The organism is Gloeocapsa sp. PCC 7428 (genome assembly GCF_000317555.1).
Classification (GTDB): Bacteria; Cyanobacteriota; Cyanobacteriia; order Cyanobacteriales; family Chroococcidiopsidaceae; genus Chroogloeocystis.
Map to the genome: position 1 here is coordinate 721,420 of NC_019745.1, position 16,990 is coordinate 738,409.

General features: G+C 44.3%; 18 protein-coding genes. 6 read left to right on the forward strand and 12 right to left on the reverse strand.

The features are described from left to right. Positions 1-169 precede the first annotated feature (169 nt). Complete coding sequence (locus tag GLO7428_RS03195) at positions 170-2,911, reverse strand: HAD-IC family P-type ATPase (RefSeq protein ID WP_015187119.1); 2,742 nt, start codon at positions 2,909-2,911, stop codon at positions 170-172. Positions 2,912-3,102: 191 nt separating this feature from the next. Between GLO7428_RS03195 and GLO7428_RS03200 the strand changes: the two genes are divergently transcribed. Further along, positions 3,103-4,194: an ATP-binding protein gene (locus GLO7428_RS03200; RefSeq protein WP_196797450.1), complete on the forward strand. Its 1,092-nt coding sequence runs from the start codon at positions 3,103-3,105 to the stop codon at positions 4,192-4,194. Positions 4,195-4,266: 72 nt separating this feature from the next. Here GLO7428_RS03200 and GLO7428_RS03205 read toward each other — a convergent pair whose 3' ends face one another. After that, a complete protein-coding gene (locus GLO7428_RS03205; RefSeq protein WP_015187121.1) occupies positions 4,267-4,566 on the reverse strand; it encodes a hypothetical protein in 300 nt (99 codons plus the stop codon). A 76-nt stretch (positions 4,567-4,642) separates the two neighbouring features. On the opposite strand from GLO7428_RS03205, the gene trpS reads away from it, so the two are divergent. Continuing rightward, on the forward strand, positions 4,643-5,650 hold the full coding sequence (gene trpS, locus GLO7428_RS03210) for a tryptophan--tRNA ligase (RefSeq protein WP_015187122.1): 1,008 nt from the start codon (positions 4,643-4,645) through the stop codon (positions 5,648-5,650). A gap of 37 nt (positions 5,651-5,687) precedes the next feature. Then, positions 5,688-6,629 carry a methylenetetrahydrofolate reductase gene (locus tag GLO7428_RS03215; protein ID WP_015187123.1) on the forward strand — a complete coding sequence of 314 codons (942 nt, stop codon included), beginning with the start codon at positions 5,688-5,690 and terminating at the stop codon, positions 6,627-6,629. 174 nt (positions 6,630-6,803) lie between these two features. On the opposite strand, the gene GLO7428_RS03220 is transcribed toward GLO7428_RS03215, so the two are convergent. Then, complete coding sequence (locus GLO7428_RS03220) at positions 6,804-7,748, reverse strand: DMT family transporter (RefSeq protein ID WP_015187124.1); 945 nt, start codon at positions 7,746-7,748, stop codon at positions 6,804-6,806. A 113-nt stretch (positions 7,749-7,861) separates the two neighbouring features. Continuing rightward, a complete protein-coding gene (locus GLO7428_RS03225) occupies positions 7,862-8,887 on the reverse strand; it encodes a hypothetical protein (RefSeq protein ID WP_015187125.1) in 1,026 nt (341 codons plus the stop codon). 316 nt (positions 8,888-9,203) lie between these two features. Here GLO7428_RS03225 and GLO7428_RS03230 point away from each other — a divergent pair, with 316 nt between their 5' ends. Together GLO7428_RS03230 and rpsU are read left to right on the forward strand one after the other, a co-directional pair. Further along, complete coding sequence (locus GLO7428_RS03230) at positions 9,204-9,509, forward strand: RNA-binding protein (protein WP_015187126.1); 306 nt, start codon at positions 9,204-9,206, stop codon at positions 9,507-9,509. 322 nt (positions 9,510-9,831) lie between these two features. Then, positions 9,832-10,020, forward strand: coding sequence for a 30S ribosomal protein S21 (gene rpsU / locus GLO7428_RS03235; protein ID WP_015187127.1), 189 nt, complete (start codon positions 9,832-9,834; stop codon positions 10,018-10,020). Between the two features lie 131 nt (positions 10,021-10,151). On the opposite strand, the gene GLO7428_RS03240 is transcribed toward rpsU, so the two are convergent. Together GLO7428_RS03240 and GLO7428_RS25840 are read right to left on the reverse strand one after the other, a co-directional pair. Further along, entirely contained in the window at positions 10,152-10,640 is a 489-nt protein-coding gene (locus GLO7428_RS03240) for a GNAT family N-acetyltransferase (protein WP_015187128.1), read from the reverse strand. Positions 10,641-10,819: 179 nt separating this feature from the next. After that, positions 10,820-11,203, reverse strand: coding sequence for a MerR family transcriptional regulator (locus tag GLO7428_RS25840; RefSeq protein ID WP_015187129.1), 384 nt, complete (start codon positions 11,201-11,203; stop codon positions 10,820-10,822). A 45-nt stretch (positions 11,204-11,248) separates the two neighbouring features. Between GLO7428_RS25840 and GLO7428_RS03250 the strand changes: the two genes are divergently transcribed. Then, on the forward strand, positions 11,249-11,584 hold the full coding sequence (locus GLO7428_RS03250; RefSeq protein ID WP_015187130.1) for a hypothetical protein: 336 nt from the start codon (positions 11,249-11,251) through the stop codon (positions 11,582-11,584). 109 nt (positions 11,585-11,693) lie between these two features. Here GLO7428_RS03250 and GLO7428_RS03255 read toward each other — a convergent pair whose 3' ends face one another. From GLO7428_RS03255 to GLO7428_RS03280, 6 genes are all read right to left on the reverse strand, one after another. Further along, the gene (locus GLO7428_RS03255) at positions 11,694-12,599 is read right to left on the reverse strand and encodes a LysR family transcriptional regulator (protein WP_015187132.1); all 906 of its coding nucleotides are present in this window, start codon (positions 12,597-12,599) and stop codon (positions 11,694-11,696) included. Between the two features lie 384 nt (positions 12,600-12,983). After that, on the reverse strand, positions 12,984-13,766 hold the full coding sequence (locus GLO7428_RS03260; protein ID WP_015187133.1) for a BMC domain-containing protein: 783 nt from the start codon (positions 13,764-13,766) through the stop codon (positions 12,984-12,986). Between the two features lie 35 nt (positions 13,767-13,801). Next, positions 13,802-14,437 carry a carbon dioxide concentrating mechanism protein gene (locus GLO7428_RS03265; protein WP_015187134.1) on the reverse strand — a complete coding sequence of 212 codons (636 nt, stop codon included), beginning with the start codon at positions 14,435-14,437 and terminating at the stop codon, positions 13,802-13,804. A 91-nt stretch (positions 14,438-14,528) separates the two neighbouring features. Next, on the reverse strand, positions 14,529-16,211 hold the full coding sequence (locus GLO7428_RS03270) for a ribulose bisphosphate carboxylase small subunit (protein ID WP_015187135.1): 1,683 nt from the start codon (positions 16,209-16,211) through the stop codon (positions 14,529-14,531). Positions 16,212-16,315: 104 nt separating this feature from the next. Next, positions 16,316-16,618 (reverse strand): EutN/CcmL family microcompartment protein, encoded by a 303-nt coding sequence (locus GLO7428_RS03275; RefSeq protein WP_015187136.1) that lies wholly within the window; start codon positions 16,616-16,618, stop codon positions 16,316-16,318. 11 nt (positions 16,619-16,629) lie between these two features. Beyond that, positions 16,630-16,974, reverse strand: coding sequence for a carbon dioxide-concentrating mechanism protein CcmK (locus GLO7428_RS03280; protein WP_015187137.1), 345 nt, complete (start codon positions 16,972-16,974; stop codon positions 16,630-16,632). Between the last annotated feature and the right edge of the window lie 16 nt (positions 16,975-16,990).

The following is a 16,990-nucleotide window of genomic DNA, read 5'->3' on the forward strand; positions in this document are numbered from 1 at the left end:
ACCTGAAGCTGCCTATTTGTAGCAACTTCAAAGTGAAACGGTATAAGGGATGGATACAGCATCTATCAACGACATTTCGGAAAAACGATGTGATATTTGAAGTAAAAGCAAAAAGAGGGTTTCGTCCCTCTTGCGTTAACACGCGATCGCCAATGATATCAGAGTATATTTAGTTTGGTGGATCGAGACGGTTGACAAATATTGACCAAGGAATCATTGGTAAACCAACAGCAAGACAGAATAACCACTGATGAAAATCGAGTGGTGCAGTTGAGAAAATGCTATTGATGATTGGTACATAACAGAAAACCATTTGCAAAATGATCGCGCCGATAATACCAAATGCGATCGCAGGAATATCAACTTCTGCCGCTGTACCCTTAATTTTAGCCATCAAATTCGGTACCAACTGGCTCAAACTTAACAGGTAAAAAATCCTGCCTGCAATGAGCGAATTGATTGCCATAGTTCGTGCTAAGTCGATGTTTCCCGTAGTCGCCCGAACGTATTCAAAAACACCGAAGATGACAATCCAATTAAACACCGAAATTGCTAAAATGCGCTGAATCCGGCTTTTTGACAGTATAGCTTCGTTAGGACGACGCGGTGGTTGTTGCATGACATTACGTGATTTAGGCTCAAACGCTAAAGGCACAGTCATCGCGATCGAGTTAATCACGTTCAACCAGAGAATTTGCAACGATAAAATTGGTAAATCTCGCGCTAGTAAGGTACTGAGTAAAATTGTCATTGATTCTCCTCCGTTGACAGGGAGAATAAAGCACATCGCTTTAATAATGTTTTTGTATACTGCACGTCCTTCTTCTACCGCCGCTGCGATCGAGGCAAAGTTATCGTCAGTCAACAACATATCTGCGGCTTCTTTGGCGACTTCTGTACCAGTACCTCCCATAGCAATGCCAATATCGGCTTGTTTGAGTGCGGGTGCATCATTGACACCATCACCTGTCATCGCGACGATTTCACCTCGCGATTGCAGCGCTTCGACTAAACGTAGCTTTTGTTCGGGTGCAACGCGCGCAAAAACAACTCCTTCTTCAGCAACCGCCGCAAGTTCGCGCTGATCCATTGCCGCAAGTTGAACGCCTGTAAATGCTTTGACTACGCCGTTTTTATGAATTCCCATGCAGGATGCGATCGCACTCGCCGTCACTGCGTGATCGCCTGTAATCATCTTCACTTGAATTCCTGCTGCTTGGCAGGCTTGTACCGCTTTGATAGCTTCAGTACGCGGCGGATCGATCATTCCCTGCAATCCTAAAAAAATCAACCCGCTGTCGATATCAGAGTGTTCTAGTGTCGGGATGGATACACGTTTCTTTGCCAAAGCCAACACGCGCAATCCTTGTCGCGCCATCTTCTCCACTTCCTGATGCACAGTCTGTGGATGTAAAAATGTCAACTTTCCTTGAGGATCTAATTGCTGTTCGCAGCGCTTAAGAATCGCTTCCACCGAACCTTTAACATAAATCACCCCTCGCTCCTCGCTCCTCGCTCCTCGCCCCTCTTGATGCAACGTTGCCATATATTGAAATTCAGATTCAAAGGGAATGACATCAACTCTCGGCATTTCTTCTTCCAACGCTGATTGAAATAAATTTGCCTTATTGCCAGCCGCAATTAACGCCCCTTCTGTCGGATCTCCGACGACAACCCATTGATGATTTTTAACTTCTAAATGCGAGTCATTACACAGTAATCCGGCAATCAGACATTCTTGTAAGGCATTGTTTAATTGAAGATCTGATTCTTGCGTGTCTACCGCTACAATTTCTCCTTCAGGGCTATACCCATTACCTGTTACGGCATATCGTCTGTCTCCTGCATAGATAGCTTGCACTGTCATCTGATTTTCGGTCAATGTACCAGTTTTATCCGAACAAATAACCGTCGCGCTTCCTAATGCTTCAACTGCGGGCAATTTGCGAATAATTGCATGACGTCGCGCCATCCGCGAGACTCCAATCGCTAACGTCACGGTAACAACAGCGGGTAATCCTTCCGGAATCGAACCAACGATTAACGCTACTGTAGCTTCGATTGCTTGACGCCACGGTTTAGTTTGCCAGCCAACAAGTAAAGTCAGTGTCGCTAGCCCCAATACCAGGTATAACCAAGTGTGACTGAATTTTTCGAGTTTTCGGCTTAACGGTGTGGATAAATCCGTTTTTTGCTCAAGTAACTGTGAAATCCGCCCTGTTTCCGTTGCATTACCTGTCGCTACAACAACTCCCGTTGCTTGTCCAAATGTAACAAAACCTCCCGCATATGCCATATTACGGCGTTCGGCTAATAAAGTTTCGCTTGTGAGAACGTGCGGTTGTTTTTCCACTGCGACAGATTCTCCTGTCAGCGCAGATTCGTCAATTTGCACATTGCGGACTTGAATCAGTCGTAAATCTGCGGGGACTTTATCGCCAGAAGTTAGTAACACAATATCTCCAGGAACTAACTCGCGCGACGCAAGGCGTAATTTCTGTCCGTCACGAATCACGGTTGCTTCGGTAGTAATTGACTGCGCGAGGGCAGCGATCGCACCTTCGGCTTTCGATTCCTGAACGTATCCAATTATCGCGTTGGTTGTCGTCACACCCCAAATGACTGCCGCGTTAACAAATTCGCCAATGATGGCTTTGGTTGCACCCGCCGCAATTAAGATGTAGAGCAACGGTTGGTTGTATTGCAACAGGAACTTTAACCACCAAGGTTTGTGCTTTTTTGCTGTCAGTTCGTTTGCCCCAAACTGTGCTAAACGTTGCTGAGCATCACTGCTAGTCAATCCTTGCACCGCGTCAGTTTCTAGAATTGCGATCGCTTGCTCAATCTCCAAGGCGTGCCAAACTTGCGACTGCTGCTGTAGCAGTCTCGGCGCTAGCGTCTGCGTCATCATTCTTAATAATTTATTAGGTGTTATCTAGTTTTTAGCACTAAAAATTAGTGTTTTACTAAATTTGACACTAACGATTTTTAATGGTAACTATAGATTGCCTTAATGTTGGCACTAATGTAAGGCTAATTGGTTGAAATTTCACCAATCAGCTTGTTCCTATCCAAAATTGGTATAAGCGCGTGAATGTAAATGTGTCTACTTCGATAGAAATCGTTGGGCGTTCGGCTCAATTTCAACATATTGTGGAAGTTCTTGCCCGCGATGGAGATCTCTTGATTGCGGGAGTACCAGGGTGTGGGCGGCGGACTTTAGTACGAACTGCGGCTTTAGAAGTAGGCGTGATCGCTTTAGAAGTAGATTGCATCCGCGCGATCGCCGCTAGGCAATTTGTTGAATTACTTGCTGAGACAATTAGCCAAAACTTTGACTCAACGCTGCTGCAAACGTGGGTTAATACAATTGCCAAAGATTTGTTTACAATCCACATCGCCGACAACAGCACTCACCTGAGACTCGCACCTGCGGTAACGCCAAAACAGCTATGGCAAGCCTTTGAAAGATTAATTCAGCTACCACAACTTTTAGCCGAAGTCGTTAATAAACGCGTTGTGCTGATTTTACAGAGTTTTTCGCACCTCCGCTCATGGGATCGTAATAGTGAATGGGAAAACACGCTCAGACGCGAAATTAAATCCCAAACGCGAGTCAGCTACGTACTCATTGGTACAATTGCAGAAATTACGCATAGCGAGGATTACCCGCTAGAAGTTGTTGAGCTTACTCCTATAGCTGATGATGTGTTAGCAGTGTGGGCAAGAGAAATTTTACACACTCAGGGGCTAACATTCGATTCGCGATCGCCTGCGATCGACATTTTCATTGATGCGGTTCAAGGACACATTGGCGATGCAATGACTCTGATTCGTCGCCTTGTCATCCGTCGTACCGATCAACTCATCCGTGATGAACAAGTACATCAAGCAATTCAAGAGTTATTACAAGATTTGTCAATCACCTTTGAATCGTTACTGATGCTCTTACCTGCAAGTCAAGTACAACTATTAGAATGTCTAGCGTTAGATCCCACAAGTAAACCGCAAAGCCGAGAGTATATTCAAAAACACGGGCTTTCTCGTGGTGGAAGTCTACAAGGTGCGTTGATAGGATTACAGCAAAAAGGCTTGATCTACGGTTCTGAGCAAAATTATCGTTTGGCGCTACCGTTTTTCGCTCTATGGCTTCGCCAACGGCTAAGTGAGTCGTCTATTTTAGGAATGAGCTAACGCTGACAGCTAAAAGTTTGATAACTCATAACTCAAGACTCTTTGCGAGTAACTTTTCTACACCTGTCTTCTTTACATCTCCTGCATAAGCCGTAAGTAATTTTGGCGTAATTGTGCCATATTCTCCATCATCCGGTTACTTAAGTCTTTTTCGACATTGCTCATTTCGTGCCAAAACTCCGCTGAACGTCGTGCAGCAATGACTTCTTGCCAGAGTATATCCATCAATTCCGCTGCTTGTGGGTTTGTCGCTGCTATACCATCGCGCAGTTGGGCAAATTCTTCACTTGCTTGAGCATGGGTAGAAACTTCTTGCGCTAATTTGAGGCATTGGCGCAGCAGAGTTACCGGATTTGGGGAAGATTGAGTCATAATTGGAAACTAGTAACTAAAAAGATACCTACTATAATTTTTGGGCAGTTATTGCGTAAACAATCAACTAAAATCAATGGCTAAGCAGCGGGTTTTATCTGGAATTCAACCAACTGGTAATTTACACTTAGGTAATTATCTAGGTGCAATTCGCAATTGGGTAGAAGGGCAAAGCGAATACGAGAACTTCTTATTCATAGCAGACTTACACGCTATAACCGTACCGCACGATCCAGCAACACTAGCAACTCATACGTATAATATGGCTGCTATATATTTGGCGAGTGGTCTTGACTTAAATCATTCGACCATCTTTGTCCAATCCCACATTTGCGCCCACAGTGAGTTGACATGGCTACTTAATTGCATCACGCCCTTGAACTGGCTGCAAGACATGATCCAATTTAAGGAAAAAGCAATCAAGCAAGGCGAAAACGTCAATACGGGCTTACTCGATTATCCAGTATTAATGGCGGCAGATATTTTGCTGTATCAAGCGGATAAAGTCCCTGTGGGTGAAGACCAAAAGCAACATTTGGAACTTACCCGCGACATTGCAGCGCGATTTAACTACCAGTTTGCCAGAGAAAATCCAGTACTTAAGTTACCAGATCCGCTGATTCGCAAAGAAGGTGCGCGGGTAATGAGTTTGACAGATGGTACGCGCAAAATGTCGAAATCCGATCCGTCAGATGCTAGCCGCATTAATTTACTCGATACTCCAGAACAAATTCAACAAAAGATTAAGCGCTGTAAAACCGATCCGATCAAAGGTTTAACGTTTGACGACCCAGAACGTCCCGAATGTCATAATTTGTTGACACTTTATATGCTGCTTTCGGGTAAGTCAAAGCAAGAAGTTGCGGCTGAGTGTCAAGATATGGGTTGGGGACAATTTAAGCCGCTACTCGCAGAAACAGCGATCGCCCACCTCAAACCTATTCAAGATAAATATCATGCAGTCATGAACGACAAAGGCTATCTAGAGTCAGTCTTACGTTCAGGACGAGAAAAAGCAGAAGCGATCGCGATCCAAACCCTGAACAAAGTGAAATCATCTTTGGGCTATTCTATGCCAGTGTAGTTGCTAGAAAAATATATAATTTAATTTGCATGATCTAATGCTAAATAATTTAAACGGAACTTCTTTAAACTCGTTACGTACTGCCATTATTCAGGGTGACTTTCTCATCACGGCTGAAGTTGCACCACCGAAAGGAAGTAATCCAGCGCATATGGTGCAAATGGCACAACAACTCAAAGATCGCGTTCATGCAGTAAATATTACTGATGGTAGTAGAGCAGTGTTACGGATGTCTTCGCTCGCTGCTTCGGTAATCTTGTTGCAACACGGTATTGAGCCAATTTGTCAAATTGCGTGTCGCGATCGCAACCGCATTGGACTCCAAGCAGATCTTATGGGTGCTTATGCTCTTGGTATCCGCAATATCTTAGCGCTTACAGGCGACCCTGTAAAAGCAGGCGATCATGTAGATGCCAAAAGTGTCTTTGACCTCGAATCAATCCGACTGCTCAAATTAATTCATAAAATGAATTCTGGCGTAGATTGTTGCGATCAACCGCTGAGTGATGGTGCAACCGATTTATTTCCAGGTGCAGCAGTCGATCCACAACTTGCAAGTTGGTCTGGGTTACAAAGTCGCTTTGAGCGTAAACTTGAAGCTGGGGCGCAGTTTTTCCAAAGTCAGCTAATTACAGATTTTGACCGTCTAGAAAAATTTATGGATCAAATAGCCAAGGGTTGCGGTAAGCCAATCATGGCAGGGATCTTTTTATTAAAATCTGCTAAAAATGCACAATTTATTAATCGCTGCGTCCCTGGTGTCAATATTCCTCAACATATCATCGACCGTTTAGAACAAGCAAAAGATCCTCTCCAGGAAGGAGTTAAAATCGCAGCAGAACAAGTACAAATTGCTCGCGAATTATGTCATGGTGTTCATATGATGGCAGTCAAGCGCGAAGACTTGATTCCACAAATTCTCGACTTAGCTGGTGTCGCACCAGTCAAAAAAGAGCCAGTTATGTCAATTACAGCATAGGCAATAAGAAAGTAGCGATGTAAGGTAGTTGTCTCAATCAGCAATAGAAGTCAACATCTTTTTGAATATGAGAAATTAGAGCTACTCAAACAAAGTCGAGCGATCGCACACCTGAAGTTAAGATTTTTGTTTAGTTTGTCCACGAAGGTGGACTTCTTTTATTTAGCTACGAATTTATTCACTAAGCTTAGTTTGTCCTAATTTATTTTGCCTCGCCCCCACGATCGCACAAGCTACTCCTACTAATAAAATAGCTGCACCTAAAAGTGTTAATCTTCCTGGTAATTCGCCTAGCAGGAAATAAGCAAGCAAACTAGCGCCGACAGGTTCAAATAAAGCCGCAAGCGTGACAAGCGTTGGAGAAAGCCAGCGCATTCCCCAATTTAGGCTCGTATGCCCGATCATTTGCGAGAAAATCGCAATCAATAATATGTAAACATAAACGATTGATGGATAACCTGTATACGATACACTAAATATTCCTGGTAACGGCAGTAAAATTAAGGCTCCTGTTGTGTAAGCAATTGCAATATAGCTGCCTAATCCTAATCCTTCTTGTTGGGCTTTACGTCCAAGAAGTAAATATAAGCTGTACATCCAAGCACCAAAAAGTGCTAAAAAATTTCCTAACAAGGGACGACTTGCAACAGAATCTACTCCCGAACCTCTCAGTGCAACGATAATACCGCCTGCAAGTGCAACACCGATTCCTATTAGCGTTAGAGGTGATAATTTTTCGCGCAGCCACAACCACGAAAGCAACGCAACCCAAATGGGTGGACTACTCACCAAAGTCGATGCAGCAGCAATTGAGGTATATGCAAGCGAAGTAATCCATGTCGCAAAGTGTAGCGCTAAGCAAACGCCTGCGACTGATGCATAGTATACAGAGGTGCGACTCGGTGGCGATGAGCGCAGATAACGCCAAGCGGGTAGTAGCAGTATCGCCGAAATTATCAGACGCGCTGCGGATAAAACAAGACTAAATCCAACACTAGAAACACCTGGTACTGCTGCAAACGCTAACCGCACAAAAATTGACGCAGTTGAAATACCAAATACCCCAATGACTAGAACTAACCCAACCTGCCAAGGTTTCGGTGCTTGCCAAATTTGCATTACGTTATCTTACAAGTAAGTAGGTGAAAATCAACGTAACTTAAAGACTGGTCATTGGTAACTGGTAACTGGGAATTGGTCATTGTCAAAAAAATATTTATTCCTATTACCTATTACACTAACCAATCACTTGCTTGAGTCGATTTCACCAAATGCATTCCCGCCGCAGCAAACCTTTCAAAAGCTGCTTCAGCTTGTTCGGTATAATCTACTATGTCAGGGATAACAACAGAAGATGTACAATCTTCTAGCAAATAAATTTTTTGCGCCAGATTGGAATCAATCGATTTAATTTCTGTTAATAAATCATCAATTGTCCACGCAACGCAGTGGCTTTTAGCTTGACCTGCAACTATGAGTTTGTCAAATTTTAATAAGTACTGGATTAATTCTGTATTTTTTCGCGCGATCGCTTGACCGTCAACACCTGTTAATACTTCGGGATGTAGTACTGAATAATTTTCGGTTAATGGGTTGTTACCTTTGATTTCAAATCTTGCTTGGCTGTTACGGGCGATTGTATGGAAAAATACCGCTTCTTCTACCGCAGAAACCAAAGCATGACTAATTCCACCCAGCATCGCATGATAAGGCCAGACCGTTAAGGGATATTTACCGTGTTGTGTTAGCTGATTGACATAGTGTAGAGCGTGGTTTTGTAGAAGTCGAGCATCTCCATCACTAATACTCGCCGCCACAGCAGGATTGACTTTCCAGATACCTTCTGCTACTTCCTCAGGGGTAATTAGCGTTGCGGGTGCGGGATGATCGCCAGTTTCATTTATCCAAAATACAGAATGGAAAATTTGCATGGCAGTGTGCGTGTCCATTGTTGCCGCGATCGCGCTAATTCCACCCAAATTACGATAAATAAATTCACACAAACGTGTATTGTCTTCAACTGCACCTGTTCCAGATCTTCCCCCAACAAAGAGTTCAAATCCAGGAATGCAAAATGTATTTTGCACATCAATCAAAAGCAAGCCAACGCGAGTCTTATCTTCGTTGGCTAATGTCATATTGTACTTATGTGCCCACGATGCTGCTTCTTGCGCGCGTTGCTGGTAAGGAACACGCCACACTTCATGAACTTTACTAGGCTCAAAGAAAGTAGGAATTGGTAGCTGATGAGTGTTCATAGGTATGAGTTTTTATTCTCATTATGATTAACTCCATCAGTTCTTGCGTGCCGTTAATCTTTGCTTCATTGCTAGCATCATTGAACTAAGCTCATTCACCAGCAAAAATAAAGCAATAGTTAATACAATTAAGACATTCTAGAAGCTCAAAACCAGTTCTCATTCTGACTTTTGACCCCTGACCCCTGACTTCTACTATATAAGTTGTATGTTAAGCTGGTAGGCGAGAAGTAAATTCGGCGGTAGTGTTTGTTTTTAATTCACAAGCGCCTCTCCGGATCGAACTCTCTACAAAATTCGATGCAGGAGAGATTCAATGTCAATTTACGTAGGTAACTTGTCCTTTGAAGTTACCCAAGACGATCTCAGCAGTATTTTTGCTGAATATGGTACCGTGAAGCGCGTACAACTACCAACGGATCGCGAAACTGGTCTTCCTCGCGGCTTCGGATTTGTAGAAATGGAAAGCGAAGCTGCCGAATCCACCGCAATCGAAGCGCTCGATGGTGCAGAATGGATGGGAAGAACCATGAAAGTCAATAAAGCTAAACCCCGCGAAGACAGGCGTTCAAGTGGCGGTGATTGGGGTAACAGAAATCAAAATTACTCCAAACGCTACTAAGCATTGATGTATAGCTTGAGTGAATTGCATCAACTGCTGTTAGGGTTAATGCCATACAGTTGCGATCGCGGCTACAAAATCTTGTTAAGAGTTGAAAAACTGAATAACTTTTAGAAAAGTCTGCGTTTCTTTTGCTACCTTACAAGTTTTCATTCGCAATTGATTTGTTCTTCAAGAATTATACTAAACCGAATTTGGTTAATTAACTATAGCTAGCGTTTTTCTACAGTTGATTGTTTGTCATTGAAAATAGCAGTGACTAATACACATTTTGTCAAATTGGCGATCGCAATGCCAGAAATTGTTGTTAAGAGGAAAGAGGATGACCCAAGTTGTTGTCGGCGAAAATGAAAATTTTGAGTCAGCACTAAGGAGATTTAAGCGCCAAGTCTCTAAAGCGGGTATTTTACCAGATATCAAGAGTAAGCGTCACTTTGAAACTCCAATCGAAAAGCGTAAGCGCAAAGCAGTCGCGAGAAGACGTAAACGGCGTTTCCGTAGTAGCAACTAATTTAGTGGTAAGCAGACATAGCTGTGTCTGCTTACTTTCGTTATGAATGTGATGAAATCAGAGTTGATTTAATAAGGTGCGATCGCGTCTTCTCAACAATTCTTTAGCGACGCGCTTACCAATTCTCTGAGTTACCTAATGGTTGTGTTCTGCTGTATGCTCTCTCCCGAAGATGACAACTGCTTGCTGTAGGGGCGGTACGGGTAACGCTTGAATCCAGCACGCTCATAAAATATTGATAGCCATGGCTTTTCATCCGAAATATCGCCCCAGAGAGTTTTTGCTCCAGAATTTGCAGCTTCGCACTCTAAAAGCTCCAAAGTTAGTGTTCCCAACCCTTTACGTCGCTCCGTAGAACACAGATAAATCTCATCGATCGTAGCTTGAATGCCACTAAACTCAAAACTAAACGTAAAGGTCAAAATTGCATAGCCAATAGGAGATGAATTTGCAATCACTAACCAGACTTTTACAAAGTGAGGAAACTGAAAGGCAGCGTCAATTCTGGCTCGATATAGCTCTGGATCAAAAGAAATTCCTTCTTCTCGGTTGAATTCTGCCATAAACTCAAGTAACATATCACTATGTTGGGGCAGCGCTTCTCTGAGTTGTAAGGTCATAATGCTAGCTTGGTCTTTATACAATTGCTATTGATACCAGAATGACTATCAGCGTAAACAACCTCTTAGTTAGAAGCAAAGCATTGCCAACAAAGCGATCGCACTCGCTCTGAATAATAGTGCGTAAAAGTCTGGACTTGCAATCAATCTGCTTATTTGGTAGCACAAGTTCTAAAATATTAAGCTTTATGGCATTGTAACTGTTGAAGCTTATTCATGATAAAACCCCGCGACTCTTGCAGTGCCTCAAACTGTCTGTCGAGGCGCTTTAGTTGTTGATGCCAAATTTCGGCTTTCTGCTCATCACTAAGTCCTGATTCCCACAACTCAATACCAGAACGCAATTCAGCAAGACTGAAGTTAGCAATTTGTCCAAGACGAATCAGGCGGATGCGTTCAAGTGCTGCTTGTGTGTATTCGCGGTAGCCGTTTGTGCGGCGACGGACGTGCTTTTGAGTGAGTAATCCTTGCTTTTCATAGTATCTCAGTGTATCTGGTGTGATGCCGAAATACTCAGCAACCTCATGAATCAGCATGACTTCTTGACCTTTGAGTGGCTCCATAGTTTAGTCTACTGGTGCAAAAGGAAGTTTCAAGAGTCAGAAAAAGTGAAAAATAGAATTTTACTCATATCTCGCGCCTTTGCAGTTTTAGTTGGAGCAATCACCCTGGGATTTATCATTTTGGGATTAACTCAAAATGTAGAGTTATTTAAACCTGCGGATATTGTCTTAGGTTTTATTCTGATGAGCACAGCAATTATTCCTAGACCTAAACTCGCATGTTTAGGAATGCTTATCGGCTATTCATACACAGCAGGAGTGTTTTCCCTCTCGATAACAGCATCTTTCCTAGATGGAGTTATTAATATAGCTTCAACTGTTGGATTAATTGTATGTATTACGCATATTTATATGTTATGTCGATGGCTACTTAGATTTTAGGTGCTCTTCAACTCATGCAGAGGCTACCCAAACAAAGTGTCAATTTTGAATTCGATTCAACAGTGAGTGCCAACATATTTACTGACAACGAATTTGATCAACTAGGCGATCAAGAGGTAGCAAATTGTTTAGCAGCATCAAGTAAATATTCCAAATAAGTACGCGCTACAACTGAAAGCTGCTTACCGTTCGGATAGACAACATACCAGTTCCGATGAATTGGAAAATGTTCTACGTCTAAAACAGTTAATTCGCTACTAGCGCCATCGGGTGTTAAGGTATGGCGAGATAAAACAGAAAGCCCCAATCCGCCAGCGATCGCTTGCTTGATTGCTTCGTTACTACCAAGTTCTAATTTGACTTCTACCGAAATTTCGTGTGCGGCGAAAAGCTTTTGCACAGCTTTTCGCGTTCCTGAACCTGGTTCGCGCATGATAAAAGGTTCTTCCGCAAGCCGTGAAAGCGAAATATGTTTTTCATTCGCTAGCGGATGATTTGCGGGTGCTAGTACCACAAGCGGATTATCCAAAAACGGTTGAAAAACGACGTCTAAGTGTTCAGGAACTTGACTCATCACATACAAATCATCAAGGTTATCCGTCAAGCGTTCGAGAATGCCTGAGTGGTTCGTGACTTGTAAAGAAATATCAATTCCAGGATAGCGCTGGCAAAATGGACCTAATAGACGCGGGACAAAATACTTAGCCGTCGTAATGACTGCTAACCTCAATTGCCCTTGCTTTAAGCCTTTGAGGTCAGCCACAGTCATTTCTAGCTGCGCTAATTGCTCAAAAATCGCCCGACAAGTCGTAAACAATTCTTTGCCAGCTTCTGTTAGATAAAGACGCTTACCGACTTGCTCGAACAAAGGTAAACCCACCGCTTTTGTGAGTTGTTTCACCTGCATAGAGACAGTTGGTTGAGTTAGAAATAACTCTTCGGCTGCGCGCGTAAAGCTACCATGCCGTGCCGCAGCTTCAAAGACTTTTAATTGATGAAGCGTTGCTTGCTTCAAGGTTCCCTCTCCTTTAAGATTCAAGGAGGCTCTATAGATAATATTCTATTATTACTATCAGAAATAATGGCTTTTCTTTATAAGAGTTTGCGGTTATTATCAAAACAACAACAAGAGCGTAAGATCCCTTCTGTCAAAGCGTTGCACATTTACACGATAGTCTGCTGTGCGAGCAATAACTACTTTCCTATCTGCGTTTGTGGTTTTTGACCACATTCAGCGAATGTGCCACTCTCATCATACTATCAGTGTGCAGCGCTTTTCTCTTTTGGCATCCAGGCTACCAATCAACTTTAATCCAAGGCTGTGACTTCGGTTTTACTCCATCAACAAATAACAAATAACTATTACGAGAAAAAGTCATCATGACAAAACTTTAAAAATCTACTCCTCTTGCTGAATTTCTACTGGAATTGCGGCTAAGTCTGGTAGTTTAATTAACTCAGCTTCAGGCGTCTTATCTTTGATTGCTACTGGTAACTTCAGTGGCTTAGGTTGCTCTTCGATTAAGCAACTTGCTAAAGGTAAGTTTTGCTCTAAGTCATCTAACGGTCTAGGAATGACGGTGACTGCATTTAACGAGTTAGCGTCAATGCGTAAAGCTTCCTGCATTCCAGCTTCGACTGCTACCACAACGTCTGCAACTGCCCCGCGAATAATTGCGGTACATAGCCCCGCGCCGATCTTTTCGTACGACATCAAGTGTACATCAGCCGCTTTCAGCATCGCATCAGCTGCTCCGACCATGACTGGAAAGCCGCGCGTTTCCAATAAACCAATTGCTTGACTACTCACGCGAATGTCGCGTTCAAACTGAGCCAGGTCAGACAAGCGGTTACTAATCGGAAACACAACGTCTAGATTAGGTAAAGGTCGCGGTATAACCAGCGTTGAAACAAGCTGACCGAACTCTGCTGCTGTCTGTGCTCCTGCTTCCACCGCTAAGCGAATGCTAGCAACTTTACCGCGCACGATCGCAGTACAGTGACCGCTACCGATCTTTTCAAATCCTACCAAAGTCACTTCTGAGGACTTCAGCATGGCATCAGCAGTTTGGATAATTGCCGGAAAGCTCAAGGTTGAAACTAAGCCCAAGGCACTTTCCCTTAAATCGTCTTTGCGGCTGAACTGCCCTTTGGGAGCGAATCCTGGGTTTGGTGTCTCCATCTTAAACCTCCATGAGAACAGATCAGAATATCAAGTTAAGGCTGATCAGAAGGAGACTGACCATCTTGTAGGGGACGGTTTAAGGCTTGGCGGTGGGGAAACATCGTTGACAGCATACGATTTAATTGTGCTTGTCCATAGACTTTTTGACTTGTTGGTGGCGGTGAAGACGCTGCATCAGTAGGTTCAGGCTCAGATGGTGTAGGAGGTGGTGTATTCATGGGCGGGGGGCGATCGCCATTTGTGGCTTCGTCAGAAGCAGGGGAGGCGGTTTCATTGATTGTATCAACGTCCGCCACGGTTGGGCGTGTCACAACGATACGACTTTTATCACCGACGAGCGAACCTGGTAAGACGACTTGCTGCGGTTCGACCGAAGCATTCAAAATCGTAGCTGTCGAGCCAATACACGCATTCGCACCAATTTTCCCTTTACCCAGCACCAAAACACCCGATCCGAGATTCGCGCCTGGCTCTATTTCCAATGTGCCTTCAAAAGCATGAAGAATACAACCCATGCCAATGCAAACTCCCGCGCCGATAATAATCTGGCTATCGGGACTTGCTTGCAAAAGGACTCCTGGTGCGATCGCCGCACTAGGGTCAATGGTAACTTCGCCACTGATGTAGGAATCATCATGACTAGGCGGACGCAGTGGCGGCACATACATTAGAATGGAAACCTCGGCCGGATAAAATGTGATTAAGTCGCAAGCTACCCACAAGTCTAACGAAACTTGTCATTGCTGTAGGTTAGCTTACTTAAGGTCGTTGAATAATAGTTTCTAAAATCCGTCGTTTGTTAGAATCGATGCCGATCAAGCGTACGTACTCGCCTTCGTACTCGGAAAGAAATGACTCGATGGCTGCGATCGCAGCCGAAGCACTTGTGCTATCAACTGGTCCACAACTTGCCCACGAACCTGTACGGAACCGGCGCTGATCGACGTGTTCTGCACTCACGCGATTGCCTTGCGCAATCAGTTGGCGAATCTGTTCGACGACTTCGGGCTGCAAGCGCGTGCTGCTTGCTGAAGACTTATTGTAAGTGGGTGCGGGCTGTGGTTGGCTAGGAGTATGACTGCGATGGCTATTTGAAGCTGGTGCTGCTACCTGATTACCGCCTGGACGTTGAATGATCTTTTCCATCACGCGACGCTTGCCTTTGGGGTCAATGCCAAACATCCGCACGTATTCACCCGCATGATTTGCCATACACGTTTCGAGTTCAGAAATCGCTTGCGATTCGCTGCTAGCACTAATGGGAGTACAGCTTTGCCAAGAACCTGTGCGGAATCTCCGCTCGTCAACGTGTTCGGTGCCGATCTTAAAACCTTGCTGAATCAAGTGTCGGACTTGCGCAACGGTGTCTTGATTTATTTGTCCACTCGCTGCCGAAGTTGTTGCGGCTGAAGGTTGATAACTGCGATAACTACCACTAAAGCTGTTTTCCTTAGTCGCTGCTGGCGGGGCAATTTGCTGACCATCGGGGCGTTGGATAATACTTTCCATGACACGGCGCTTGCCTTTGGGGTCAATCCCAAACATCCGCACGTATTCACCCGCATGATTTGCCATACACGCTTCGAGTTCGGCAATCACTTCCGATTCGCGCTTAGCCGTAATAGGAGTACAGCTTTTCCAAGAACCCGTGCGGAACTTCCGTTCATCGACGTGTTCAGTACCGATCTTGTAGCCCTGCTGTAAGAGTTGTCGGACTTGTGCTACTGTGTCTTGGCTGAGGTAAGGACTTGTCATCATAGAAGAAGTAGAAGAATTGCGGCTGGAACCATTTGAACTATCTGAACTTGCGGTGCTAGTAAGCTCATTACGAACTGACGTTATACAAGCTTCATCACTGGCACATAGATATCCTGCTCGTAAGGCGTCATTGACACCCACGATATAACGAGCGAATTCTCTATCGTCTGCTTCAACGTTAGGTAAGTGATCGGCTTGCTGCTGATTCGTAATCACTGCTCCTGAAGGCACAAACTTACCGGCGGGAACTTCCACGTCTTGAATCAAGGCGTGCATCATCACGATGCAACCATGTCCTATACGAGCGTTGAATACCGTGGAACGAAAGCCAATAAAACAGTTGTCTCCAACATAAGCAGGACCGTGAATCAGTGCCATGTGCGTAATCGATGTGTTTTTTCCAATCCACACCGAATATTGTTTTTGGTCATCGCCAATGACACGACCTTGTTCTAATCCATTGATGACAACGCCATCTTGAATATTAGTTCCTTCACCTATATAGAAAGGAGCGCCTTCGTCAGCGCGGATAGAAGTTCCAGGAGCGACCATCACGTTCGCTCCGATAGTTACATCTCCAATAATGTTAGAAAATGGATGTACAAATGCACTTGATTCAATTTTTGGCTCAACTAAATTTTTTGACCAAGGCGTCGGGGGGGCAGCCAGGCTGCGGACTACCATCGGTAATTTCCTCCTAATTACTGCGGAACTCAGAATTCAGAATGCAGAACCTACAAGCGAAGTATCTGTCATTCTGTATTCGTCGTTCATCCAAAGCGCGTTACTTATCGATATTGGTCTTTCTTGCTGTAAATAAGGCGATCTTCAATGCGAACACTGTCAATAATCGCTACCACCACAGCATCGAGTGGGCGCTGCTCGTTTCCTTGAACAATGCGAGCGGCGCTACCGCAACTTACCAATACCCACTCATCGACTCCTGCACCTACGTTGTCTGCTGCAACTTCGTATTTTGGTAAGGGTTGCCCTTCTTCGTCTACGAGTTGTAACAAAAGCAGTTTTGCCCCGCGAAGACTGGGTTCTTTTTGAGTGCTGACTACGTTGCCACGAACTTTTGCAATTTGCATTACGCCTTACATCACAGTCGGTTTCCGTAGGGGCGAATCGCGTTTGTACTTTCGCGGAACTGTTCTACGGCTTCGGTATAACGAATTGGCAGGACATATTCTAAGTTTTCGTGAGGACGAGCAATAATGTGGGTTGATAGCACCTGACCCCCATTAACGCGCTTGACGTTATCGATTGCTGCTGCGACTGAAGCTTGCACTTCAGAAACATCTCCCCGCACAATAACCGTAACGCGACCACTACCGATTTTTTCGTAACCAACAAGCGTTACCCGTGCAGCTTTCACCATGGCATCGGCTGCTTCTACGACTGCTGGAAAGCCCAGCGTTTCTACCATTCCGACGGCAATTGACATCGGTTTTACTCCTTAA